The organism is Pseudomonas sp. C11, assembly GCF_034683865.1.
Classification (GTDB): domain Bacteria; phylum Pseudomonadota; class Gammaproteobacteria; order Pseudomonadales; family Pseudomonadaceae; genus Aquipseudomonas.
In genome coordinates this window covers 283796-309340 of record NZ_JAWIIP010000001.1, presented here as the reverse complement: position 1 = coordinate 309340, position 25545 = coordinate 283796, and the positions used below count along the sequence as shown (strand labels likewise).

Annotated in this window: 22 protein-coding genes and 1 pseudogene; 15 read left to right on the top strand and 8 right to left on the bottom strand. The window is 62.0% G+C overall.

What is annotated here, in order from left to right:
• Nucleotide 1: 1 nt before the first annotated feature.
• A complete protein-coding gene (locus tag VC352_RS01340; RefSeq protein WP_322977781.1) occupies nt 2–544 on the top strand; it encodes a toxin-antitoxin system YwqK family antitoxin in 543 nt (180 codons plus the stop codon).
• A 5-nt stretch (nt 545–549) separates the two neighbouring features.
• Here the strand turns inward: VC352_RS01340 and VC352_RS01335 are convergent, their stop codons facing one another.
• Together VC352_RS01335 and VC352_RS01330 are read right to left on the bottom strand one after the other, a co-directional pair.
• Nucleotides 550–942 carry a DUF4280 domain-containing protein gene (locus tag VC352_RS01335; RefSeq protein ID WP_322977780.1) on the bottom strand — a complete coding sequence of 131 codons (393 nt, stop codon included), beginning with the start codon at nt 940–942 and terminating at the stop codon, nt 550–552.
• Between the two features lie 161 nt (nt 943–1103).
• Nucleotides 1104–3911, bottom strand: a complete 2808-nt coding sequence (locus tag VC352_RS01330) for a TrlF family AAA-like ATPase (RefSeq protein ID WP_416340044.1) — start codon at nt 3909–3911, stop codon at nt 1104–1106.
• Between the two features lie 619 nt (nt 3912–4530).
• Between VC352_RS01330 and VC352_RS01325 the strand changes: the two genes are divergently transcribed.
• From VC352_RS01325 to VC352_RS01275, 11 genes are all read left to right on the top strand, one after another.
• The gene (locus tag VC352_RS01325; RefSeq protein WP_322977778.1) at nt 4531–4773 is read left to right on the top strand and encodes a hypothetical protein; all 243 of its coding nucleotides are present in this window, start codon (nt 4531–4533) and stop codon (nt 4771–4773) included.
• Nucleotides 4766–5068 carry a LasR-specific antiactivator QslA gene (locus tag VC352_RS01320; protein WP_322977777.1) on the top strand — a complete coding sequence of 101 codons (303 nt, stop codon included), beginning with the start codon at nt 4766–4768 and terminating at the stop codon, nt 5066–5068. Before VC352_RS01325 ends, VC352_RS01320 begins: the two co-directional genes overlap by 8 nt.
• A gap of 161 nt (nt 5069–5229) precedes the next feature.
• The gene (locus tag VC352_RS01315) at nt 5230–7116 is read left to right on the top strand and encodes a LodA/GoxA family CTQ-dependent oxidase (RefSeq protein WP_322977776.1); all 1887 of its coding nucleotides are present in this window, start codon (nt 5230–5232) and stop codon (nt 7114–7116) included.
• Nucleotides 7116–8228 (top strand): FAD-dependent monooxygenase, encoded by a 1113-nt coding sequence (locus tag VC352_RS01310; protein ID WP_322977775.1) that lies wholly within the window; start codon nt 7116–7118, stop codon nt 8226–8228. Before VC352_RS01315 ends, VC352_RS01310 begins: the two co-directional genes overlap by 1 nt.
• Before the next feature lie 288 nt (nt 8229–8516).
• Nucleotides 8517–9755: an SfnB family sulfur acquisition oxidoreductase gene (locus tag VC352_RS01305; protein WP_322977774.1), complete on the top strand. Its 1239-nt coding sequence runs from the start codon at nt 8517–8519 to the stop codon at nt 9753–9755.
• A 3-nt stretch (nt 9756–9758) separates the two neighbouring features.
• Entirely contained in the window at nt 9759–10958 is a 1200-nt protein-coding gene (locus tag VC352_RS01300; protein WP_322977773.1) for an SfnB family sulfur acquisition oxidoreductase, read from the top strand.
• Entirely contained in the window at nt 10958–12376 is a 1419-nt protein-coding gene (locus VC352_RS01295) for an LLM class flavin-dependent oxidoreductase (protein ID WP_322977772.1), read from the top strand. Before VC352_RS01300 ends, VC352_RS01295 begins: the two co-directional genes overlap by 1 nt.
• Before the next feature lie 19 nt (nt 12377–12395).
• Complete coding sequence (locus VC352_RS01290; RefSeq protein ID WP_322977771.1) at nt 12396–13190, top strand: MetQ/NlpA family ABC transporter substrate-binding protein; 795 nt, start codon at nt 12396–12398, stop codon at nt 13188–13190.
• A 1-nt stretch (nt 13191) separates the two neighbouring features.
• Nucleotides 13192–14289, top strand: coding sequence for a methionine ABC transporter ATP-binding protein (locus VC352_RS01285; protein WP_416340043.1), 1098 nt, complete (start codon nt 13192–13194; stop codon nt 14287–14289).
• Nucleotides 14273–14926: a methionine ABC transporter permease gene (locus tag VC352_RS01280; RefSeq protein ID WP_322977770.1), complete on the top strand. Its 654-nt coding sequence runs from the start codon at nt 14273–14275 to the stop codon at nt 14924–14926. Before VC352_RS01285 ends, VC352_RS01280 begins: the two co-directional genes overlap by 17 nt.
• A 53-nt stretch (nt 14927–14979) precedes the next feature.
• Nucleotides 14980–16359: an LLM class flavin-dependent oxidoreductase gene (locus tag VC352_RS01275; protein ID WP_322977769.1), complete on the top strand. Its 1380-nt coding sequence runs from the start codon at nt 14980–14982 to the stop codon at nt 16357–16359.
• Between the two features lie 84 nt (nt 16360–16443).
• Here VC352_RS01275 and VC352_RS01270 read toward each other — a convergent pair whose 3' ends face one another.
• The 4 genes from VC352_RS01270 to VC352_RS01255 form a co-directional block, all read right to left on the bottom strand.
• The gene (locus VC352_RS01270) at nt 16444–17448 is read right to left on the bottom strand and encodes an ABC transporter substrate-binding protein (protein ID WP_322977768.1); all 1005 of its coding nucleotides are present in this window, start codon (nt 17446–17448) and stop codon (nt 16444–16446) included.
• A 234-nt stretch (nt 17449–17682) separates the two neighbouring features.
• Nucleotides 17683–18549, bottom strand: a complete 867-nt coding sequence (locus VC352_RS01265) for an ABC transporter permease (RefSeq protein ID WP_322977767.1) — start codon at nt 18547–18549, stop codon at nt 17683–17685.
• Nucleotides 18550–18561: 12 nt separating this feature from the next.
• Nucleotides 18562–19437, bottom strand: a complete 876-nt coding sequence (locus tag VC352_RS01260) for an ABC transporter ATP-binding protein (RefSeq protein WP_322977766.1) — start codon at nt 19435–19437, stop codon at nt 18562–18564.
• Between the two features lie 81 nt (nt 19438–19518).
• On the bottom strand, nt 19519–20409 hold the full coding sequence (locus VC352_RS01255) for a TauD/TfdA family dioxygenase (protein WP_322977765.1): 891 nt from the start codon (nt 20407–20409) through the stop codon (nt 19519–19521).
• Nucleotides 20410–20820: 411 nt separating this feature from the next.
• On the opposite strand from VC352_RS01255, the pseudogene VC352_RS25250 reads away from it, so the two are divergent.
• A pseudogene (locus VC352_RS25250) lies at nt 20821–21573 on the top strand (HAMP domain-containing protein); the annotation flags it as partial.
• Nucleotides 21565–22428, top strand: coding sequence for a methyl-accepting chemotaxis protein (locus VC352_RS25245; RefSeq protein WP_416340065.1), 864 nt, complete (start codon nt 21565–21567; stop codon nt 22426–22428). The pseudogene VC352_RS25250 and the gene VC352_RS25245, both read left to right, overlap by 9 nt.
• Here VC352_RS25245 and VC352_RS01245 read toward each other — a convergent pair.
• The gene (locus VC352_RS01245) at nt 22418–22618 is read right to left on the bottom strand and encodes a hypothetical protein (protein ID WP_322977763.1); all 201 of its coding nucleotides are present in this window, start codon (nt 22616–22618) and stop codon (nt 22418–22420) included. The genes VC352_RS25245 and VC352_RS01245 overlap by 11 nt on opposite strands.
• Nucleotides 22619–22734: 116 nt before the next feature.
• Here VC352_RS01245 and VC352_RS01240 point away from each other — a divergent pair, with 116 nt between their 5' ends.
• The gene (locus tag VC352_RS01240; protein WP_322977762.1) at nt 22735–23988 is read left to right on the top strand and encodes an OprD family porin; all 1254 of its coding nucleotides are present in this window, start codon (nt 22735–22737) and stop codon (nt 23986–23988) included.
• Between the two features lie 37 nt (nt 23989–24025).
• On the opposite strand, the gene VC352_RS01235 is transcribed toward VC352_RS01240, so the two are convergent.
• Nucleotides 24026–25525 carry a PLP-dependent aminotransferase family protein gene (locus VC352_RS01235; protein WP_322977761.1) on the bottom strand — a complete coding sequence of 500 codons (1500 nt, stop codon included), beginning with the start codon at nt 25523–25525 and terminating at the stop codon, nt 24026–24028.
• Between the last annotated feature and the right edge of the window lie 20 nt (nt 25526–25545).

Genomic DNA, 25545 nt, shown 5'->3' with positions numbered 1-25545 from the left:
CATGGCCAACGGCAATCTCGACCTCACCCGTGGCGACAGCCGCCTCCAGGGCAAGCTGCAGGACGGCGCCCTCGATGGCCCGGTGCGCATACAGGAAGCCGGCCGCCCGCAGGCCCAGCTCGGTTATACCAACGGTGTGCTACACGGCCCCAGCATCCTCTACCACCCCAACGGCCAGGTGTCGGCGCAACTGCCCTACGCCGACGGGCGCCTGCATGGCGTGGCCCAGTACTTCGCCGCTGAAGGCTGGCTGCAGCGCAAGGTCACCTACCGCCAAGGCTTGATGCACGGCGAAGCCAGCAGCTACTACCCGGACGGCAGCCTGGCCGAGCTGGAGCTGTACCGCGATGGCGTGCGTGACGGCCTTTACCAGCGCTTCCATGGCAACGGCCAGGTGTCACATCGCAGCCGCTATGCCAAAGGCAAACCTCTGGACGAAGGCCAGGGCTTCGCCGAAGACGGCCGCCCACTGGACGCCGACGGCAAGCCCATGTCGCGGCTGCGTTGGTGGTGGAGAAGGTGGAACGAATCGGCCGAGGCCTAGATAGGCTAGGGAATCAGCATCTGCATCTGGCCCGGCATTACTACCTTGATGACACCAGCCCAGTTGCACATCAGCGAGCAGTTGGAATCCAGCGAAGGCATATTGCCCAGCAGCATGGTCGGCGCGCCGGGTATCCAGGGTGTTGCCGTAGCCGGTATGCACGGCATGGGCGTCAACACCCCTAGTGCAGCAGCGGTAGCCGCCGCCACCATCGGGTTGGCCATGCTCATGCACATACCAAAGGGCATGATGTTCACCAACGGGATGTGATCCATGATGTTCGCCGCCGGCATGCCGCCTGTAAGCGTGCGATTGGTCGGCAACACATTCAACATGCTCGGAGCAGCGCCAAAGCTGCACTGCAACGTCGCGCCACTGCACACCTGCGGACAACCCATCACACGCTCCAAGCTAGTTATTGATGGAGGGGAAGCTTAGAAGAAAAACTGCTGGGTGGTGTATAGGGTAGCTTTCGGTCAGAAGCGGCCAGTCTACCGTGTACACGAATTACCCCCATTCCTTTGCTTTTCCTATGGCCTCGACTCGGACTGCGTCGACGTTAAAAGTGGTACTTGTCGAGTCGACGCTTAAAGGCTTCCTCCGACCCCTCCATGATGTCCAGCACCGCAGTGGCTGTATCAGTTCTGTCTAAACCACCCGAAGCGAGCCTCACGCCTAACCCTTGATCCACCTCCAAGGCATACACTAGATCGGTGTCGGCATTCACGGGTAGGTTGGCGTTGTGCGTGGCCAGTATCAGCTGACGCTGGTTTTTGACTTTGCGCAATAACGGCACGAGTTCGTGGTATATGAATTTGGAGTCCAACTCATCCTCAGGTTGGTCGATGATAATCGGACCCTCTCCTTTGGCCAGCAGCAGGTTCAAGACGGCTGTGTTGCGCTGACCTTCCGACAGAGCCTTGCTCTGCACACTGCCTACCAGCGTCCTGTCGGCCCTGAACAGCTCGATGTCTACGCGCTCCTCAATACGAGTTAGCCGAGCGTTTCGCCAAGCGTCTTTCTGAGATATGAGGTAGGGCTTCAGTTCATCTCTGTATTCCAGCAGGGATCGTGGAAAATCTCGCCGGTTAGCTAGCACTTCCCGAATGTGAAGCCAGGGTGAGCCTGCCTCTTGCTTGTACCCAGAAAAGCTCTCATAAAGATGCTTGCCGATGTGTTCCCAGGCTCTTCCGAGTCGACTTCGTCCGTCTGGTGCAATTACGTTCCATGCTTGGATGAAGCCCGCTGCATTTGCCATTTTCTGAATGACTATGCGTATTGAGCCTTGTGCCCTGTCATTGATCTCAAGTGCTGCTTGGTGGCGAACATTAAATTGCTGCTCCCATAGCGTGTTCATTTCCTCCATCGCGATGTTCAAACGTTCGCGCTGCGGTAAAAGAATGCCCAGGCGCTCCTCCTTCTGTTGCAGCAATTGCATCTTTGCTTGGCGTGCCCTGTCGATCTCCTGCAGTCGTGCCACGTCCTGTGGCTGAAGGCCTCGTTCGCTACATGCCAGAAGAAACGCACCCTTTGTGCTCTCAAGCTCCTGTGAAATTTGTTCCCAACCGTCATCATGTTGAAAGAGCTTGGCCGCTTCTTGCTGGAGCTGAATTGCCAGCTCGGCTGCCTTGGCCCGATATACCTCTCTTAGCTTGGCCGCTTCCTGAGTAAATGCATTGAACCACTCTGACCTAGGCCAAATTTCTACCTGGCCACTGTTGAGTGCGCCTCGAGAAGACAGGTCGTCGGCCAGTAGAGAGAAGCGCCGGATGTCTTCATTGATTTGCGTTTGGATCTGCTCAAAATAACGCCGAGCAGCCTCCGCGTATTGGTATTGTTGTGCCTCCGCTTGAACCTCGCTTCGAGCCTGCCACTGCCGATTTAGCTCCTGGAGCTCCTGTTTGAGGACGTTGATCTCGTCGGTCAAAGATTCAATTTGATCGACGCCAGCAAAAAGTTGGTGGATCTCCGCACGAAGTGTACTTTCCTGGCCCTTCAGGCCTTGAAGTTCAGCTGAGCAAGCCTCGTCGATCATTGCCAGCAAGCTGTCGCCGCCATCCACATCAGTGAGTTCACTGAGCTGCTGCTGGCTATAGAACTGCACCGGAAGCTGCCGGAGAAAGACATCAAGATCGTGTGCTTCTCCATGGAGTAGTACATGACCTTCCTGCGGTTTCAGAGAGATGACATCTACTTGGCCAGGAATACTCTCCCAGCCGACCTGAACCTCTGCTTCTTCGGTAAAGGTTGCCCGTACGCGATCAAATTTCGCCTTGGTGGAGGCAGAAAAAGCATCTCCTCGGTCACGGCCGAATGCGAACCGAAGTAGTTCAAGTACTGTGGATTTCCCTGTACCCCTTCCCCCGATTAAGGTGTTGAGGTTCGGAGAGAAAAAGATCTCTTGGTCAGCGAGAAATTTGAAGCCTCGGCATTTCAGAAAAACGATTCTAGGGTGTGTCTGTTGATCTGAGGGGCGGGCCGACTGGAGTCGAAGCCGCGATTTGCCATCGAGGAAGGCTTGGCGTAGTGAATTGATCGAGGGCTTTGATGACTTAACCCAGGTGTGGCGATAACCCAGAGCATTCGCTAGAGGGATACCATCCGCGTCTACTTTCAGCGACTTTGCGTCCGAGGACTGGACGTATGCTGGCTGTCGCCCACTACGCGACCAGTTTCTATCTTTCCCTTCCAAGATCGAGCTGTATCTTGGGGGCATTGGGTAGGTGGTTACCTCTACTGCCAGCAGCCCTGGCAGTTTGTAGTCATCCATATTGCGGCCGGCAGCAAGCAAACCATCCTCTTGGTCAGCGTGTGCCGCAATCACGATGCCACCATGATCCTTCTGAACGACATCCAGTAAGGTCTTGAGACTGACGGGCTCGTCACCACGGCGCAAGGCGTTAGGCATCCCACCCCTAAAGCGCTGATTTTCTGCCAACCCCAGCTTAATCAGGATCATATTGACGCGGCGCAAGTGGCTGACCTTCGTAGCTGGCTCAAACAAACACAACACGTGGTAGCCGAGGTCTACCTCGAAACCGGGGAAGATGAAAATAGGAGCTCGACCAAGCTCTTTGGCAACAGTTTTGTTCTGTTCAACAAGGTGGGTGAGAAACCAGTCTCGGGGTTCAGTTTTTTCAGAGAAGTTGTGATCGGTGATCCCTATAGCCTCAAGCTCTAATTCGTGGCATCGATGCAGGAACCGCTTTGCCTTGGCTTGGATATCGTGCTCGTCAGGTTCACCATCTCTTACAGGACGGCGTGGGTTCTGCAGACGTAGGTCGTCATCTCCCCAGTGCCTGTTGTCTTCCGGTGTTTGAACCTGAAAATCCATTTTGAACCAACGCATGCCTTGATATCCGCCCACCTATACCCCCTTGCTCTGTAGAGTCGTAATCTTGCTCGTGAGCAACCAAACCGAGTGCTTCCTATACTTGTATGGAAATTACTCCGATATCAAAGTGACTCTACACTTTCTTCGGATCAGCTTAGTAGCGAATGCTCAAACTCCGTCGACGACGACTGATGCCTCTAATGCGCTTGCGATCTGCTACAGCTAAAAAGTTCCTGCCCTGCGTACCCTCAAGCTACCGGCCGCTCTTAGCCAATTCCAGCCCCTCACTCTTGCCCTACTCCCTCCCCCACGCTAAAGTCCGTTCCGTCACGGTCAATCCCGTGACCGGGTGTGGTAACCCGTGGTAATCAAGGCGCGAAGCGCCATAGCTCTGAAATAGCAGGCGTTTTTTTATGCCTGCTGTTTTCGTGCTTCTATGGCGGGCCGTGTGAGGCGGGCTTCGGCCCGGCCGGTTCCCTTGGTTCCCGGTTTACCACCCTTGCACGGTCCGCCTCCATTCGTGTGGTAACGAGTGGGCGCGGCTCCTTAAGTGAACCAAGGAGCATAAGGAAAATGCACTATCCCCCTTTTACCCAAGGGCTCCGCCCTGGGCTGCTGGCTGTCGTGTCGACTTCCGTTTTGGAGGTGCTGCATGACCAAGTCTGAATCCGTCGTTATCCCCTTCCCCACGCCACGCAATCCGTTGCATAGCCATGTGGCCGACGAATGCCCGTTACAGGCAGCAGCAGAGTATCGGGCGGCGTTGCTGGGCAAACTGTTGCGGCGAATGCCAGAGTCGGAGCTGACCAATAGCGCCAGTACGCTACTGAGCGAGTTGATCCTGCTCTACCACCTGGCCATCGCCCAAGCGGCTGGGAGGGTCGAGCATGATTGAACTGCAACAGCACCTCACCCACCTGCCCAGCCATGACGGGCAGCCGTCTGCCGAGTTCGGCTGGAAGGCTGATTGCCAAGTGAGCTTCGACCACGGTGTGCAAACCGCGCAGGCCTGGCTGGACGACGCCAACAGCGGCTGGCTCTGGGCCAATCTGTTGCTGGAGCGGCAGCTGTACCCGCCGGGCGCCCAGCGCCATGCCTTCGAGCTGGGTTTTCTCAGCCGCATCCACCAGCGCCTGTGCTCGTCTTTAGGTGGCGGGCATCAGGCGTTGCGTACGGAGTTGCGGCTTTAGGCGGGTCTGCTGACCTGCCCTCGGTACCGAGCCCGCCAAAGCGGGCTCGGCCTCTTCGCCGCAGCGGTGAAAATTCTCAAAGCACCTGCCTTGACGGGCTGCGTCTTCTCTCCTTGACTCTCACAGGCCACCCCTACCACACGACAAGGAACGTTGCGGCCATGCCTATTACTGCCCAAACCACGCCTACCGATACCACCGTCGTCAAAGCCGCCATCTATCCGCCGATTGGCATTGCACGTGTCGGCAACAGCCCGGATGCGTTTTATTTCGCCCCTGAGGTGCCCGACCCGATTCCGCATGCGCCGGGGTTCTATCGCGATGCCAATGGCGCACTCAAACGTGAGGCGGCGCGTTTTCGCCTCTATGGCCTCAATGCCGCTGGGCAGGCAGTGGTCGAGCTGACGGCGGACAATGCCGAGGTGACCTGGGCCGCCACTCTGGCCAATACCAAGGCCGCCTGGTACCAGTTCCAGATCGCCCTGGATATCCCCGAGGCAGCCACAGCACCGTTGTCCTTCCTGCGCAATATGGCGGTGCCTGATCGTCAGTTGTTGAGCATCCAGCCTGGTGAGCGACGCATTGCCGGGCGCGACCAGCAGGGCGAGGCGTATGCCTTCGCCAATGGCCGCTTCATGGGCACCGAGGTTTACCTGGGCGAGTTGCGTACCGATGCACAAGGCCGTTTGATCGTGCTCGGTGGCCACGGCAAGGCCGCGTCCTATAACGGCGCTGCAGCCATTACCTTCGCCAATAATGAGGGCTGGCATGATGATGTAGCCGACGGCCCGGTAACAGCCACGGTGAACTATCTAGGTCAGACCCTGGAGGTCGACCCTGCCTGGGTGGTGGTCGCGCCGCCCAACTACGCGCCGCAGCAGAAGTCGGTGCGTACCATGTGGGACTTGATGCGTGACCTGTTCGTTACCGAGGGCACCTTGGCGGCACCCGAGAAGCCGTCGTTCCAGAACGATATCCGCCCCATCTTCGAACGTCTGTCGCGCCTGCAGTGGGTCAATGCCGGTTTCGCGGCGGCATTCGGTTGGGGTGGCAGCACCCCCTTCAGCCAGATCGACTGGATGGCCCGCCTGGCCAGCCCATCGGAGAACACCCGAGAGTGGCGCCGCACCCTGTTCAATCAGTTCCGCCAGTTCAAACGCGATGCCTGGGCGCCATCACCCTGGCCCTGGCTGTATGGCGATGCCATGGCCGTACCGGCAGCCGAGACACCGCGCCAGAACGTGGCCTTGAGCGATCTGCAGTTGCGCTTCCTCAAGCAATGGGCCGATGGCGACTTCGTGGCCGATTACGACGACCCGAGCAAATTGCCGCCGAGCGACTTCGACAAGGTCGAGCTGGTCGACCAGCCAGAGACATTGACGCGCGCGGCCATGGAGTTCTGCCTGGCCGACGCCTTCCACCCCGGCTGCGAGATGACCTGGCCCATGCGTCAGGCCACGATGTACATGGCGCCCTTCCGCCTGGCCCATCAACCGGCTGGCTGGGTCGAGCCGGACTATGGCGGCGTGCTGACCCCGGACAACATCGACGGCCCTTGTAGCGCCCAGATTGCCGGAGGCATCACGCGCTGGATGGCGGTGCCCTGGCAGACCGATACCGCCAGTTGCCGCTCCGGTTACCAGAAGAGCTACGACCCTTACCTGCCGACCTTCTGGCCAGCGCGCGTGCCCAACCAGGTGATGAGCCAGCAGGCCTACGAGCAGGTCAAGGACGAAAAACTGCCCATCGAAGACCGCCTGCGCGCCTTCGCCAGGCGCGCCGCCTGGATACGCCCGCTGGGCAACGTCAGCTATCAGGATCAGATCAACAACATGATCGCCGACATCGCCCAGATGGGCATCGTCGAGGTTCGCGAAGGGCCGCGTGATGGAGCGGGCTTCCCGGCCTGGCTGGAGGTGGAGCAACTGCCGGCGCCAGCCGCTACCGAGAAGCGCCTGTTCGCTGCCCAGGCCATGCCAGAGGACTTCGAGGATGTGGACTTGAGCACGGTGGACAAGGCCCGTCATCTCGTCCCGCGCCGCAACTGATGCAGGTCGATGTACTGATCCTCGGCGCCGGCCCTGCTGGCGCCACTGCAGCGCTCAACCTGGCACCTGGATGCCGCACGTTGCTGCTGGATCGGCAGCCTGAGCCTGCCCAACGTATTGGTGAATCCCTTCCGCCAGCCGCACGCAGGCTGCTCACCGACATGGGCCTGTGGGAGGCGTTTCTCGACCAGGGTCATGCGCCCTGTCATGGCAATCGTTCGCTGTGGAATGGCGAGCCGGCCGAACAGGATTTTCTGCGTGACCCCGATGGCCATGGCTGGCATCTGGATCGCGCCCGCTTCGAAGCCTGGCTACGCGCCAAGGCTCAGGAGCGAGGTGCTGCATTGCTGTCACCGGCGACGATCAAGACGATTGAGCCAGTCAGTGGCGGCTGGCAGGTGCTGTTGGCCACCCCTGACCGAGTGATTCAACTGCAGACCCGCGTAGTCATCGATGCCTGCGGTCGCGCTTCGGCACTGGGAAAGCGTCTTGGCGCGCAGCGTACACGTCAGGATCGTCTGGTCTGCGGCTGGCTATATGGTCGGGATGAGCGCATCGAGGCCACGGATGGCCGCTCCTACATAGAGGCCATGTCCCAGGGGTGGTGGTACAGCGCCGCCCTGCCCGGTCATCGCCGCGTGCTGGCCTTGCACACCGACGCGGATCTGCCCAGCGCCCGAAAACTGCGCCAACCCGGCTGGTTGCTCGCTGCGGCTACCTCGTCACCCAACCTTGGCGCCCTGCTGGCACGGGCCGGCTTCATAGCGGATGGCGAGGTGCGTATCGCCGCAGCACACAGCACCGTACTTCGGCCAGGTGCTGGCCAGGGCTGGTTCGCCGTCGGCGATGCTGCGCTGGGCTTCGACCCGCTGTCCTCGCAGGGGCTGTTCAACGCGCTCTATACCGGCCTCGCCGCTGCCGAGACATGCTATCGCCATATGCATGATGACCCGAGGGCAATCGAGGATTACCGCCAGGAGCTGGCGCGCATCGAGAGGGCTTATCAGCATCACCTCGACTTCTGGTACAGCCAGGAAACCCGCTGGCCGGATGAAGCATTCTGGCAGCGACGACATTTGCGCGCATCGTCGACTGTGGCGATGCCCAGTTGATTCTCAAAGGCCCAAGCGCAGTCGTCACGGATTAGTACGCCATTAACGATCCGGGATCCGGCAGGCCGACGGCGGACTGTTCGCTTCGCTCCACATACTGAAGTCAGGGACTGCATGTGCCGCAGGGCCCAACCTGTCGATACATGCTTATGCAAAAAAGATATTTAAATAAGTAAATAAAATTCAATAGGGTATAAACAACCGGACCACCGGAGCCTCGATTTTTCCACCGCTCCGTTGCGCCCTCATCCCGGTGCCGTTGCGGCACATCCACAAGATGAGGTTTGCATGACCAGTCCGATTACCCTTGAAGACAGCGACCAGGACGTCGCACCCGCGCTCTACCCCGCCACCATTCTTGCCAACGATGCCGAAGCCCTGCAGGCCGCCCATACCCTGGCCGATGCGGCCCGTGCCGATGTCGTCTTGCGCGACCGTGAGCGCCGCCTGCCCTGGGAACTGGTGGAGCGCTTCACAGCCAGCGGCCTCGGCAGCATCGCCGTGCCCCAAGCCTTCGGCGGCCCGCAGTTGTCTTACGTGACCATCGCCGAGGTGTTTCGCATCATTTCCGCGGTCGATCCGGCACTGGGGCAGATCCCACAGAACCAGTTCGGCCTGATCGGCTTGTTGCAGGCTGCAGCAACCCCCGAGCAGCAACAACGACTGTTCAGCAGCGTATTGGCAGGCTCGCGCATTGGTAATGGTGGGCCCGAGCGTGGCAGCAAGCACACCCTGGATATCCAGGCGCGCCTGGTACAACGCGATGGTCGCTGGCTGTTCAGCGGCGAGAAGTTCTACTCCACCGGCGCCCTCTTCGCCCACTGGATCGCCGCCAAGGCGCTGGACGAACAGGGCCGGCCCTGGCTGGCCTTCATCCAGCGCGGGCGCCCTGGCCTGCGAGTGGTCAACGATTGGTCCGGCTTCGGCCAGCGCACCACCGCCAGCGGCACCGTGCTGCTCAATGAGGTGGAGGTAGACGAGAACAACCTGATTCCGCTCTGGCCGCTGGCCGACAAACCGAACATCCAGGGCGCCTTCTCGCAACTGATCCAGGCCGCGATCGACCTCGGCATCGCCGACGGCGCGCTACGTGACACGCTGGAGTTCGTACGGCACAAGTCACGCCCATGGATCGATGCCAAGGTCGAGCGTGCAGCCGACGACCTCTACGTGATCGCCGATGTCGGACGCCTGCAAATAGAGCTGCACGCTGCTGAAGCACTGCTGCAGGAGGCCGGTCGTGTGCTCGACGCAGTCGCCGCTGCACCTATCGATGCCGACGCAGCTGCTCGTGCCTCCATCGCGGTGGCCGAAGCCAAGGCGCTCACCACCGAGATCTCCCTGACTGCCAGCGAGAAGTTGCTGGAGTTGGCCGGTAGCCGCGCCACCCTCGCCGAGTTCGGCCTCGACCGCCATTGGCGCAATGCGCGCACCCACACCCTGCACGATCCGGTGCGCTGGAAGTACCACGCCATCGGCGCGTGGCACCTCAACCAACGTCATCCTGCCCGCCATTCCTGGATCTGAGCCATGAACGCACCTCTCACTCATACGGTGGCGCTGATTCACAGCGACGCCGAAGCCCTCGACGTGGCCGAAGCCCTGGCTCAGGTACTGACTCCCGGCAGCGCCGAGCGTGACCGCGAACGGCGCCTGCCACACAGCGAACTGGAACTGTTCAGCCACTCCGGCCTGTGGGCCATCAGCGTACCCAAGGCCTTTGGCGGCGCGGGTGTTTCCAGCGTCACCCTGGCCAAGGTCATCGCCCGTATTGCCCAGGCCGATGCCTCGCTCGGGCAGATTCCGCAGAACCACTTCTATGCCCTGGAAGTGCTGCGCATCAATGGCAGCGAAACGCAGCAACGTCGCCTCTTCGGCGAAGTGCTGGCCGGTAAGCGCTTCGGCAATGCCCTGGCCGAACTCGGTACCAAGACCGCACTGGATCGCAACACGCGCCTGAGCCGCGATGGCGAGCAATACCGCGTCAACGGGCGCAAGTTCTACGCCACTGGCGCGCTCTATGCCCAGCGCATTCCCACCCTCGCGGTGGATGATGAAGGCAATGGCCAGTTGGCGTTCATCCCGCGCCAGGCACCTGGCCTGCAGGTGATCGATGACTGGAGCGGCTTTGGCCAGCGCACCACCGGCAGTGGCTCTGTGCTGCTCGACAACGTGCCGGTGGCCGCCGCCGACGTGGTGCCGTTTCAGAGCGCCTTCGACCGTCCGACCACCGTCGGCCCTTTCGCCCAACTGCTGCATGCGGCCATCGACACGGGCATCGCCCGCGCCGCCTACGAGGATCTACTGCAGTTCGTCCGGCACAAGTCGCGTCCCTGGATCGATGCCGGCATCGACAAGGCCAGTGACGATCCACTGACTCAACAGGAGATCGGCAAGCTGCGTGTGCGGCTGGCTGCCACCGAGGCCCTGTTGCAGCGCGCCGGCGAATTCGTCGACCGCGCCCAGGCAGAACCGGACGAACACAGCGTGGCCGCCGCCTCCATCGCCGTCGCCGAGGCTCGCGCGATCAGTACGGAAACCTCCCTGTTGCTCGGCAGCAAGCTGCTGGAGCTGTCCGGCAGCCGCGCTACCCTGGCCGAGTACGGTCTCGATCGGCATTGGCGCAATGCGCGCACCCACACCCTGCACGATCCGGTGCGCTGGAAGTACCACGCCATCGGCGATTACGTGCTCAACGAGCGACTGCCTCCGCGCCGGGGGACGATCTGATGGCCAGGGAAATCCTCCTCAACGCCTTCAACATGAACTGCATCGGGCATATCCATCACGGGCTGTGGACGCACCCGCGCGACCGCTCGACTGACTTCAACCAGTTGAGCTACTGGACGGAACTGGCGCAGTTGCTCGAACGCGGACTGTTCGACGGGCTGTTCATCGCCGATATCCTCGGCGTCTACGACGTCTACCAGAACGGCATCGACCTGCCGTTGCAGGAGGCCATCCAGCTACCGGTCAACGACCCGCTGCTGCTGGTCTCGGCCATGGCCGGGGTGACCCGACACCTGGGTTTCGGCGTGACTGCCAACCTCAGCTACGAGGCGCCCTACACCTTCGCCCGGCGCCTATCGACCCTCGACCATCTCACTCAAGGGCGCGTCGGCTGGAACATCGTCACCGGCTACCTGGACAGCGCCGCCAAGGCCATGGGCCAGCCGCAGCAGGTCGAGCACGACCGCCGTTACGACCAGGCCGACGAGTACCTGCAAGTGCTCTACAAGCTGCTCGAAGGCAGTTGGCAGGACGATGCCGTGCTGGCCGACCACGAACGCCGCGTGTACGCCCAGCCCGGCAAGGTGCACAAGGTGCGCCACCACGGCGAGTTCTATCAGGTAGAGGGCTATCACCTCAGCCAGCCCTCGCCGCAGCGCACGCCGCTGCTGTTCCAGGCCGGCTCGTCGTCACGCGGCCTGCGCTTCGCCGGCGAGCATGCCGAGTGCGTGTTCATCGGCGGCAACGACCATGCAGCAGTACGTGCACAGGTCGACAAGGTGCGCGCCAGCACCGTGGCGGCCGGTCGCACGGCCGACTCGATCAAGGTGTTCATGGGGATCGCCGTGATCGTCGCGCCGACCGAAGCCGAGGCCCGCGACAAGCACGCCGAATACCTGCGCTACGCCAGCCCGGAGGCCGGCATCGCGCATTTCTCCAGTTCCACCGGTATCGACCTGGCCGCCTTCGGCCTGGATGAGCCAATCCAGCCGCGCAAGACCAACGCCATCGAGTCGGTGGTCAAGACCTTCAGCGGCTGGAGCAAACGCCGCCTGCTGGAGCAGCACGCCCTTGGCGGCCGCTACCCGCTGGTGGTCGGCTCACCGGAACAAGTGGCCGAGCAACTGATCGCCTGGATCGACGCCACCGGCCTGGACGGCTTCAACCTCACGCGCATCGTCACCCCGGAAAGCTACGCCGACTTCATCGACCTGGTGATTCCCGAGTTGCAACGCCGTGGCCGCTACAAGACCGCCTATGAGAACGGTGCCCTGCGCCACAAGCTGTTCGGCCAGGGCCCACGGCTGCCGGCCAATCACCCCGGCGCCACCTGGCGCGACCCCGCCCGCCTGGAGCACCAGCCCAGCATCACCCACGAACTGCAAGGCCTCAGCCACAACGCGCTGAGCCTGCTCTGAACCCTACAAGGACGCCATCATGCTCAAGACACTGAAAACCCTGACCCTAGGCACCCTGCTCGCCGCCAGCACCCTGACCCATGCCGAACAGCCCCTCAAGCTCGGCACCACTGCTGCTTTCGCGCCACCACTGGAAGTGGCCGTGGCCGAGGCGCAGAAGCAAGGCCTAGAGGTGGAGCTGATCGAGTTCACCGACTGGATCGCCCCCAACGTCAGCCTGGCCAACGGCGACATCGACGCCAACTACTTCCAGCACATTCCCTTCCTGGAAAACGCCAAGAAGGAAGGCGGCTACGACCTGGTACCGGTGGCGCGCGGTGTGCTCAACAACGTCGGCCTGTACTCGAAGAAGTACAAGGATTTCGCCAGCCTGCCCGAGAGCGCCAAGGTGGCCATCGCCAATGATCCGATCAATGGCGGGCGCGGCCTGCAACTGCTGCGCAAGGCCGGGCTGATCGAGCTCAAGCCGGACGTTGGCTACAAGGCCACCCTGGAGGACATCACCGCCAACCCAAAGAACATCCGCATCATCGAGCTGGAGGCCGTACAACTGGTGCGCGCATTGGATGAGGTCGACCTGGCTCAGGGCTACCCGCACTACATCCGCCTGGCCGGCACCCATGATCCGGAGTCGGCGCTGCTGTTCGACGGCCTGGACAACCCCGAGTACATCATCCAGTTCGTCGCCCAGCCGGCCAAGGTCAAGAACGCCCGCCTGCTCAAGTTCATCGACATCTACCAGCACTCGCCGGCCGTCCGTGCAGCCCTGGACAAGGCTCACGGCAAGCTCTATCAGCCCGGCTGGGAAAGCTGAGATGAGCGGCTTTGACCCTCATCTGCAGCAGGCCGCACAGGCCAGCCAGCAGCTCGATGCGCACCTATGCTTCGCCAACCTGGGCAAGGCCTACGACGGCGCCAGCGGCCCGGTACAGGCTCTGCGCGATATCGACTTGGCGATCCAGCGTGGCGAGGTATTCGGCATCATCGGCCGCAGCGGCGCGGGCAAGTCCTCGCTGCTGCGCACTATCAACCGTCTGGAGCAACCCAGCAGCGGTCGGGTGCTGATCGACGGCATCGACATCGCCGGCTACGACGAAGATCGGCTGGTCGCTCTGCGTCGCCGTATCGGCATGATCTTCCAGCACTTCAACCTGATGTCGGCCAAGACCGTGTGGCAGAACGTCGAGCTGCCACTGAAGGTCGCTGGAGTGCCGCGCGAGGCACGCCAGCGCAAGGTGCGCGAACTGCTCGAACTGGTCGGCCTGCAGGACAAGCACGCGGCCTACCCGGCGCAGCTTTCCGGCGGGCAGAAACAACGCGTGGGCATCGCCCGCGCCCTGGTTCACGACCCGCAGATATTGCTCTGTGACGAAGCCACCAGTGCGCTCGACCCGGAAACCACCCAGGCGATCCTCGGCCTGCTGCGCGAGATCAACCAGCGCCTGAACCTGACCGTGGTACTTATCACTCACGAGATGGCGGTGATTCGCGAAATCTGCGATCGCGTGGTGGTGCTGGAACTCGGTGAAGTGGTCGAACAAGGGCCGGTGTGGCAGGTGTTCGGCGCACCCCGCCACGAAGTGACCCGCACCCTGCTCGCGCCACTGCAACATGCCCTGCCGGCGCGCCTGCAGGAACGCTTGCGCAGCGCGCCCGAAGGCAATGACGACGACCTGATCCTGCGTCTGCACTTCACCGGTAGCGGTCTGGAGCCCGACCTGCCCGCCATCGGCGCGGCACTCGGGGGCTGCGTGAAACTGCTCGACGCCAGCATCGAGCAGATCCAGGGCCATGCGGTGGGGCACCTGATCCTCGCCGTCGGCCATTCGCCGCTCGCCCACGCCACCCTGATCGATAACCTGCGGCCACTGGCCGACCACCTGGAGGTACTGGGTTATGTCACTGCTGCTTGATCGCCTCTGGCAAGGCCTGCTCGATACGCTGCTGATGGTCGGCGTTTCCTCGCTGCTCGCCTTGCTGGCGGGTATTCCGCTGGCGGTGTTCCTGGTCACCAGCAGCAAGGGCGGCATCTTCGAGGCGCCTCGGCTGAACAAGGTGCTCGGCGCCATCGTCAACCTGTTCCGTTCGATCCCGTTCCTGATCCTGATGGTGGCACTGATTCCCTTCACCCGCCTGATCGTCGGCACCACCTACGGCGTCTGGGCGGCTGTGGTACCGCTGACCATCGCCGCCACGCCGTTCTTCGCGCGTATCGCCGAAGTCAGCCTGCGCGAAGTCGACCACGGCCTGATCGAAGCGGCCCAGGCCATGGGTTGCAGGCGCTGGCATATCGTCTGGCACGTACTGCTGCCCGAAGCCCTGCCTGGCATCGTCGGCGGCTTCACCATCACCCTGGTGACCATGATCAACTCCTCGGCCATGGCCGGTGCCATCGGCGCCGGCGGGCTTGGTGATCTCGCCTATCGCTATGGCTATCAGCGCTTCGACAGCCAGGTGATGCTCACCGTGATCGTCGCCCTGGTGGTGCTGGTCAGCCTGATCCAGTTCAGCGGCGACCGCCTGGCCAAACGTCTCAACCATCGCACCTAACCCCTCATTCAACCTTTGCACCTGGCCGCCAATGGCGGCCGTACGGGAACCTCATGTCCGATCCGACTCCCCTGCTCTTCGGCCTCTATGAACAAGCCAGCGTCGGCTGCGGCGGCGCGCCCAGTCTGTGGACGCATCCGGCCGACGAACGCCTGGGTATCAACACCCTGAAATTCTGGTCGAACCAGGCGCGCATCGCCGAGCAGGCCAACCTCGACCTGTTCTTCTTCGCCGATGTACTGGGTTTCTACGACGTGCATGGCGGCAACCACGACGCCGCGCTGAAATGGGCCGTCGAGGCACCGGCCAACGATCCCTTGCTGCACATCCCAGCATTGGCGGCACTGACCGAACACCTCGCCTTCGGCGCGACGGTCAGCACCACCTACGAACATCCATTCAGTCACGCGCGGCGCTTCAGCACGCTGGATCATCTGACCGACGGGCGCATCGGCTGGAACATCGTCACCTCCTACCTGACCAGCGCCGCGCGCAACTTCGGATTGGATCGGATGATCCGCCACGATGACCGTTACGAACGTGCCGAAGAGTTCATGGACGTGGTCTACAAGCTTTGGGAAGGCAGCTGGGCCGACGATGCCGTGGTCGCGGACAAAACGCGACAACTGTACGCCCGTGGCGAGCGGGTACGTCCGATCAACCATGAGGGCACCTATTACCGGGTGGCCGGGCCGCACCTCACGGCGCCTTCGCCGCAACGCAGCCCGCTATTGATCCAGGCCGGCTGGTCAGGACGGGGCCGACAGTTCGCGGCCAAGCATGCCGAGCTGATCTTCACCGCCAAGTCCGATCCGCTGGAGATCCGCGCCGGGCTCGACGACATCGCCCGCCAGGCGGTGGCCAACGGCCGCGCCGCCGATGACGTGAAATCCCTTACCGTGCTGCGAATCGTCACCGCGCCTACCGCCATCGAGGCGCAGCGCAAATACGATCAGTTGCAGAGCAACTACCACCTGCAGGCGCAACTGGTCAGCTATGCCGGCGACACCGGCATCGACATCGACCGCTACGCCGACAACGAACCGCTGACCACCCATACCGAAGGCATGACCTCCTACGTCATGCGCCCCGATGGCAGTGGCACGCCGTTGACCGCCGGCGACGTACGCCAGCGCTTCGCCAGGGTTACCCGAGGCACCGCCCTGATCCTGGTCGGCACACCGGCCCAGGTCGCGGAAAGTATCGAGGAGCATGCGCGGATATCGGGCACCACAGGCTACATGCTCAATCCGCTGATCAGCCCCGGTACGCTGAGCGACTTCGCCGAACTGGTCGTGCCGGAGTTGCAGAAACGGGGGCTCTATCATACGCAGGCGCAAAGCGGCACCTTGCGTTCTCGTCTGCGTCGTGACGGCGCCGATCATCTGCCGAGCAATGCCTACGGAGCCCGCTTCAGGTTTACCCAAAACTGATGCCCGCACGAAGAAAACCCGCCCAGCTTACGCTGGGCGGGTTTCGTTTGAGGCTGCAGAAGCACGCCCTGACGGGCCATGGCCTCAGCTCCCCGGATGGGCGTAGGCCTCTTCGAAGAAATAGTCCTTCCAGGATGCCGCCTTGTTCTTCAGCACGCCCAGCTCATGCAGCTTCTCGGCATAGATGTAGGTGCGCTGCGGCGACACGGTGAAGTCGTTTTCCGGATCCTCGATGATCTTCTTCACGAAATCCAGCGGCAGCTTGGAGTTCTCCACGCGGATGTAGGTCTCGGCGGCTGCGGCCTTGTCGGCCTTGATGATCTGCTCGGCTTCCACCAGGGCGTCGTAGAACGCCTTGTAGGTCTTGGGGTTGTCGTCGTGGAACTTCTCGGTGGCATAGAGCACGTTGAAGGTAGCCGGGCCGCCGAGGATGTCGTAGCTGCTGATCAACTTGTGCACCTTGGGGTTCTCCAGCGCCTGGTACTGGAACGGCGGACTGGAGAAGTGCGCGGTGATTTCCGACCCGCCCTTGATCAGCGCGGCGGTGGCGTCCGGGTGCGGCAGGCTGACGGAGATGTTGTCGAAGCGCTGGAAGTCGGCATTGCCGTACAACTTGGCGGTCTCGATCTGCAGGGTGCGCGACTGGAAGCCGACACCGGCGGCCGGTACAGCGATGCGATCCTTCTCGGACAGATCCTGAACGGTCTTCACCTCTTCACGGTTGCTCAGCAGGTAGTTGGGCAGCGAGCCCAGCGCAGCAACGGCCTTGACGTTCTGCCGACCATGGGTGCGATCCCAGACTGTGAGCATCGGCGGCACGCCGGCCGAGACCACGTCGATGGCGCCGGCCAGCAATGCCTCGTTCATGGCGGTGGCGCCGGAAATGGTGCGCCACTCGACCTCGATATCGTCCAGCCCCTGAGCCTTGGCGTGCTTCTCGATCAGTTGCTGATCCTTGACCACATGTAGCACCAGGTAACCGATGCCGAACTGCTGGGCAATGCTGATTTTGCCTTCGGCGTGAGCGGCCAGCGGAGTTGCCAGTGCACTGAGCAGGCCCAGTGCGATGGCGATGGAGGATTTCTTCATGGTGTTCTCCTGTATGCCTGGCCTTGGCTGGCCGGGCGGTTAAGTGTCGTGTTGTGCGTGGTCGGGATCACCTGTAGGAGCCGCTTCAGCCGCGAGCTTTTCATCTACCTATCGCGGCTAAAGCGGGATGCCGCCCAGCCGCTCCTACGGGTAGTTCTATAGGGTGGGCTTCAGCCCACCAATTGGGTACGCCGCTGGTGGGCTAAAACGGATCGCCGCCCGGCCCACCCGGGCTCAGCGCTGCATCCCCCAGCGCTTGACGGTCACCCGCTCGACCGTGGCGAACACCAGGTTCTCCACCAGTAGGCCTATCAGGATCACCGCTGCCAGGCCGGCGAAGACCTTGTCGGTGTACAACTCATTGCGGTTCTGGAAGATGTACCAGCCCAGCCCGCCCTTGCCGCTGGAGGCGCCGAACACCAGCTCGGCAGCGATCAAGGTGCGCCAGGCGAAGGCCCAACCGATCTTCAGGCCGGACAGAATCGACGGCAACGCGGCCGGAATCAGGATGAACAGCACGAAGCGCAGACCCCTGAGGCCATAGTTGCGCCCGGCCATGCGCTGGGTTTCGGAAACGCCGAGAAAGCCGGCGTAGGTATTGAGTGCCAAGGCCCATAGCACCGAATGCACCAGCACGAAAATCAGGCTGCTCTCGCCCAGGCCGAACCACAGCAAAGACAGTGGCAACAGGGCGATGGCCGGCAGTGGGTTGAACATCGAAGTCAATGTTGAGAGCAGGTCGCGGCCCAGTTGCGTCGATACCGCCAGGGTGGTGAGTGCGAAGGCCAGAATGATGCCGATCAGGTAACCCTTGACCAGCACAGACAGCGAGATCGCCACCTTTTCCAGCAGCTCGCCGCTGCCGATGCCTTCGGCGAAAGCCTTGGCTGTCTGCACGAAACTCGGCAACAGCAGATCATTGCCCTGATAACGTGCCGCCAGCTCCCAGATCAATGCCAGCACTAGCAAAATCAATGTCTTGCGTAACCAACCCTGTTGCCATAGGCGCTGCAGCAACGGCAACTCACGTTCCAGTTTTAGATCCGGCAGAGGTTGCAGAGCAATTTCGTAATCGTCTCGGCGTGCGGGGGAAAGACTCATGGTGCACGCTCCTCAGTAGGCAATGCGGATGTCATGGAAACCCAGCTCGGCGGCGGCGCGAGCGCCCTCCTCACTGTCCTCGTCGAACAACAGGCGATGGATGCGTTGTGCTGTCTGCTGGAAGGCCGCGCCACCCAGGCTGTGCAGGTCGAACTGGTGGCTGCCCACCTCCGCACGCACCCGCCCCGGATGGGGCGACAGCAGCAAGATGCGGTTACCGACAACCAACGCCTCCTCGATGGAGTGGGTGACGAACAACAGGGTGAAGCGCACCTCCTCCCATAGCTGCAGCAACTCCTCCTGCATCTTGCGCCGGGTCAGCGCGTCGAGCGCGGCGAAGGGCTCGTCCATCAGCAGGATCTTCGGCTGCATGGCCAGTGCTCGGGCGATGGCCACGCGTGCCTTCATGCCGCCGGACAGGGTGTGTGGGTAAGCGTCGGCGAAGGCCGCCAGACCGACCTTTTCCAGATAATGCAGGGCACGTTCTTCGGCGTCCTTACGGCCCAAGGTACGCGAGGCCAGCAGCGGGAACATGACGTTCTGCTTGACCGTCTTCCATGGCGGCAACTGGTCGAACTCCTGGAACACCACGATGCGATCCGGGCCGGGTTCACGTACCTCTTTACCTTCCAGGCTGATGCTGCCGCCAATCGGCTCGATAAAACCCGCGACGGCCTTGAGCAGCGTGGACTTGCCACAACCCGAGGGGCCGAGCAGCACGAAGCGGTCGGAACGATCCACTTCAAAGCTGACTTCGTGGGTGGCACGCACCACAAGCTGCGGAGTGCGGTATTCGAGGCTGACCTTATCCACCTGCAGAACGGTATCGAAGGTCGTGTCGATAGAGGATGAATTGCTGGGCGTGTGGCCTTGCAAGAGCGCATTCATAAAATCGATTCCTGCCCGTAGGCACAGTGAAACCAGGCCGTCGCCCATGACAACGGCCAGACAAAGGCAATGACGGGGTGCTCAGAACGGCACGTCGCCCTGAATCGTCGTGCGGTGCATGCGTCGGCGCAGATGGCTCGGGCAGCCGGTGGCCAGATGGATCAATGCACGGTTGTCCCAGAACACCATGTCGTGCGGCTGCCACTGGTGGCGGTAGATGAACTCAGGCTTGGCGCTGTGGGCGTAGAGCTCGGCGAGGATCTGCTGGCTCTCGTCCTCGGGGATATCGAGGATGTGGGTGGTGAAGTTCTCATTGACGAACAGGCCCTTGCGCCCGGTTTCCGGGTGGGTACGCACTACCGGATGAACGACCGACTTGACCTCGGCCAGTTGCGCCTCGGTCAGGGTCGGGCGGCGGATACCTGCGAACACTTCATCGGCATAACGCGCGGTGTAGGAATGCGCGGCGCGCTTGCCGTCGATGGCCTGGCGCAGTTCGGTCGGCAGGGTTTCATAAGCCAGTTGCTGGCTGGCGAACAGCGTGTCGCCGCCCTCCTCCGGCAGCTCCTGGGCCAGCAGCATGGAGCCAAGGCTGGGAAACTCCTTGTAGGAGAGATCCGAATGCCAGAACTTGCCGGCATCGCCCAGCCCGATGGGCTGACCGTTCTCCTTGATGTTGGAGATGATGAAGATCTCTGGGTGATCGGCCAACAGGAACTGCTTGAGCACATGGATCTGCAACGGGCCGAAACGGCGGCTGAAGGCGATCTGCTGCTCAGGCGTGATGCGCTGGTCGCGAAACACCAATAAGCCATGGTCGAGGTGGGCGCGATGGACACGGGCAAAATCGTCGTCCGCAAGCGGCCTGGTCAGATCCAGGCCGATGATCTCGGCGCCGAGCGGTGCATCGAAGGGGCGAATCTCGAACGACTGCGCAGATGCCACGGTGGTGGTATGGGCTACTGCCGACATAGAAAACTCCATGCAAAGGCGCCAATCGGCGCATCACTTTAACGGGCCGAGGGTTCGGCCATGTGTTCAGTGCGGCGCGCCGATTGGTCGGCAGGTACGCATGGAATCGAACTCTATAGATATGAATGAATTATTTTAAATACCAAATTTATATAACTATATGACCTATAAACGTCCACTGTGATTTCAATGCACCATAGAGTTAGCGCGCCGCTGCATCGAGGCAAAAAGACGCATACCAGCCTACGCTGCCACATGAGCGCAATTTAAGCCGGCAAGCCCTCACTCATGCCACGCATCTGTCGAGCTAGAACACACAGAACTCGGCGATAGCCGTAAATGCAGGTATGGCCAGCGGCCAGCGCTCGTCTAGACTGCCTGTTGGAACGTTCTAAGGATTAGGCCCGGCTCATGAAGATTCGACACAAGATGATCACCAGTGGCGTGGTCAGCATCCTCAGTGCGGCGCTGCTTGGCGGCGCCGGGTTCTGGGGGCAGACGCAGTTGGCTGGTGCCATGGCGGACAACGAGCTGAGCGTCAGTGCACTGCGCAATCACCTCGAAGGCGACATGATGCACGACGCCCTGCGTGCCGATGTGCTTGCCGCCTTCACTACCTCGCCGAGCGACAAGGCCGGCGTGCAACAGGTGCGCGACGACCTGGCCGAGCACAGTGCGTGGTTCCAGAAGGCCATGGATGCCAATGCCAAGCTGCCGTTGCCGACGGAGATCCGCAACGCCATCGATGCGTCACAACCGGCCCTGGCGGCCTATATCAGCCAGGCCAAAAGCATTGTCGACAAAGCACTGGCCGACCCTGTTGCAGCGCGGGCCGACATGCCGGCCTTCCTCGCCAGTTTCAGTGCGCTGGAGGACAAGAACGAGGCGCTCAGCAGCCTGATCGAGGCGCACACCGTCGAGGCCCGTGAGGCGGGTCAGGCTGCCGTCAGCCAGGCGGCGATCATGCTGGTGTTGGGCATCGCCCTGACCTGCGCCCTGCTCGGTCTGATCACCTGGCAACTGATGCGTAGCGTCCTACGTCCGCTGGAAAAATCCGTGCAGGCTGCGCGGGCCATCGCTCGTGGCAATCTGCGTGAACGGATCGACGTCGACAGCGATGACGAGACCGGTCAATTGCAGCGTGCGCTGGTCGAGATGCAGAGCAATCTGCGGCAGATGATCGACAACATCCGCCAGCAAAGCGAGCAGTTGCAACAGACTGTCGGCAGCCTGGATGACACCTCGCAGCATATCCTGCACTCCGCCAACGCGCAGTCCGAGGGTGCGACCAGCATTGCGGCAGCGATGGAGCAGATGATCCAGAACATTGCCCAGATCGCCCACCATACTCGCGATGCCCAGAGCATTTCCGCACAGTCCGAAGGGCTGGCCGGCAGCGGCGGCCAGGTGATTCTCGACGTGGTCGAGGGTATGAATCGCATAGCCACAGCCGTCAACGAATCGTCCACGACCATCACCGCCCTCGGCCAATCGTCCGAGCAGATCTACTCGATCATCCAGGTGATCAAAGGCATCGCCGAACAAACCAACCTGCTTGCGCTCAACGCGGCCATCGAGGCGGCGCGTGCCGGCGAAGCCGGGCGCGGCTTCGCCGTGGTCGCGGATGAAGTACGCAGCCTGGCGGCGCGCACCGCGCAATCGACGCAGGAAATCACCGCGATGATCGAGCGCATCCGCAGCAGTACCGGGGATGCTGTTACCAGCATGCAGACCGGCGTGACCAGCGTTGGCGAGGGCGTGGCGCTGGCGCGCCAGGCGGGTGAGTCGATCAGCGCGATTCGCAGTGGCACGCAGCACGCGGCGCAGGTGGTGGAGGAGATTTCGCACAACATCGACGAGCAGAGCAAGGCCAGCCAAGAGGTGGCGCAGCGCGTCGAGCAGATCGCGCAGCTGTCGCAGCACAACACCCAGACCGTCCATCAATTGACCACAGCGGCGCATGATCTCGGCCTGGTCGCTCAGGGCATGCAGAGCTCGGTGCAGCGCTTCAGTACCTGATGCAGGGTAACGGCACATAAAAAAGGCCGCCGGGAAAACCCGAGCGGCCGAAGTCATAACCAAAGGAGATGAAGCGGAGCCAGAACAGCGGCTCAAGGGAGGAGTCGAGCCGCTGTCCGAAAACTTCATCGGGGGCAAGCCTAACGCCATCCGGCCGATTCGCCCCATCGAAGGGATCGATAGTGTTCATCGATCATCATCAATGGCCCACCTCAAGCACCGGTGATAACTCTTAGCGGCCGCTCTAGGCCGGGCCTTGCCTCGATGCAGGGCGCGCTCAAGAACACACCGACACCGGGAGCAATCATGTTCAAGAAACACAGCCTGACGCTGGCCTGTGGCCTCGTGCTCGGCCTGCCACTGGCACATGCCAGCAGCCAGTCCGACGCCAATGGCTTCATCGAGGACGCCAGCCTCGACCTGTTGCTGCGCAACAGCTACTTCAATCGCGATTACAAAGACCGCACTGCCGATGCCAAAACCTGGGGGCAAGGTTTCATTGCCACCTTCGAGTCCGGCTTCACTCAGGGTACGGTGGGCTTCGGCGTCGACGCCTTCGGCCTGCTCGGCATCAAGCTCGACAGCGGCCGTGGCCGCAATTACAGCGCCTTCTTCGACACCTACGATGACGGCCATCCGGTCGATGAACTGTCCCAGGCCGGCGGTGCGGTGAAGATGCGCATCTCCAACACCGTGATCAAGTACGGCAACCAATTCCCTTCCCTGCCCGTGCTGGCCTATGACGACAGCCGCCTGCTGCCGCAGTCCTTCACCGGCACCCTGATCACCAGCAATGAGATCGAAGGGCTGGAACTCAATGCCGGCCGCTTCACCGCCGACAGCCCGATGGGCGACTCGGCGCGCGACCCCAACCGCCTCAAGAGCATCGACGTGCTCGGTGGCAGTTACCAGTTCAACGATGATTTGAGCGTGGCGCTGTATCACTCCGACCTGGAGGATCAGTACAAGCGCTACTACGCCAATGCCAACTACACCCTGGCCCTGGCAGCCGAACAGGCGCTGAATTTCGACTTCAATATCTACCGCACCAAGTACGACAACGGCTCTACCGCAGCACAAGCCTTCGGCGGTGACGGCCAGGGCGATCGCAACACCATCTGGAGCCTGGCAGCGAAATACAGCGTGGGCGCCCATGCGTTTATCGTTGCCCATCAGCGCAGCAGCGGCGACGCGGGCTTCGCCTATGACTTCGGCGATGGCGGCAGCAGCATCTACCTGGCCAACTCCTACTACTCGGACTTCAACCTGAAGGACGAGAACTCCTGGCAGGCCAGCTACGAGCTGAACTTCAGCGAGTACGGCGTCCCCGGCCTGCGCTACAAGTTCGCCTACGTGCGCGGTGACAACATCGACACCGGCAGCGATAACGAAGGCACCGAGCGCGAGATTTTCAACCAGGTCAGCTACACGGTGCAGAACGGCCCGGCCAAGGATCTGTCGCTGCGCCTGCGCAACTCCATCTACCGCTCCAGCACCGATGTAGGGCCTGATCTGAACGAGATTCGTGCCTTCGTCGAATACCCGCTGAGCATCCTCTGACGGCGCCCTGCCCCGGCGACTATCGCCGGGGCAGGCATCACGCCCGCAACGCGTTGCCGAGCACCCTCGCCGCTTCGTCGATGGCGCGCTCGTCATAGGGCGCGAAGCCCATCACCAGCCCCGGTGAGCGTGCGCTGACGCAGTAGCGCGCTAGCGGTATTGCCTCGATGCCAGCAGCCTGGATCTGCGCGAAAGCCTTGGCCTCGTCGTCCACCTGCAGGTTACAGGCGATGTCCAACCCGGCGCGGATCTCGGGTACCTCGATCACCCCCTGCCAATGGCGCTGCGCCGCTTCGGCGAATGCCTCGGCACGCAGGGCGTAAATCTTGCGCATGCGCCGCACGTGGCGGTCGAAATGCCCCTCATGGATGAAGTCGGCCAGCACGGCCTGCGACAGGCTGTTGGCGTGCCGTGCGGTGAGAGCCGCAGCGCGGGTAAAACACTCCACCAGATGAGCCGGCAGCACCAGATAGGCCAGGCGAATGGCCGGAAACAACAGCTTGCTGAAGGTGCCGGCGAGTATCACCGAGTGCTCGGATGCCGCCATCGAGCGTAGCGCCGGGATCGGCTTGGCGATGAAGCGGTACTCGCTGTCGTAATCGTCTTCGAAAATGTAGCTGCCTTCGCGCTGCGCCCATTGCAGCAAGGCCAGGCGCCGCGAGGGCGACAGCTCACCACCAAGCGGTGCCTGGCGCGACGGCGTGACATAGGCCAGACGCGCCCGTGGCGCCAGACGCATACCGTCGTCCACACACAGCCCCTGGCTATCCACCGGTACGTCAATACGGCGCACACCCGCTACGTCGAGCAACTGGCGCGCGCCGGGGTAGCCCGGATCTTCCATCCAGACCTGCGAATCGCCGGGTACCAGCAGGCGCAAACACAAATCGAGCCCCTGTTGCACGCTGGCGATCACCAGGATGCGCTCGGCCGACACCTGTACGCCGCGGGCGATGGACAGGTAGCTGGCAATGGCTTCACGCAGCGCCGGCAGGCCGGCAGGATCGGAGTCGAGCAATAGCGACAGGCGCGATGCGCGCAGTTGCTGAGTATGCAACTTGCGCCAGGTGTCGATGGGAAAAGCCTGGACATCACCCCGATGCGGAAAGAACGGCCGCAATCCTGGCGCCGATGAGCGTCTGGCGAAGATGGGGTCGATGGCATCAAGACGTTCGATCCAGGGCGTGTCTGGTGCCGTGCGTGACATCTCCTGGTGCGGCAACACCTTGCGCCGTACGTAACCGGCGTTGAGCGTGGCATCCGGCAATACGGCGCTGACCCGCGTACCACTGCCGGTACGAGCCTGCAGATACCCCTCCGAAAGCAATTGCTGATAGGCCGCCTGCACCGTGCCACGCGCGATCTGGTAGTGCTCGGCGAGTTGTCGCGTGCTGGGCAGCTTGCTGTCCGCCGGCAACCGGCCACTGAGTATCGCCGTGCGCAGTGCTTCGTAGAGCCAGCGCTGCAGACTGATGCCCGGCTCCGGTGTGCTCAAGGGCAGAAAGAGCACTTGCGGTGGTACAGGTGGAGTTGGCATGGGGCCCCCAATTGGGTCAA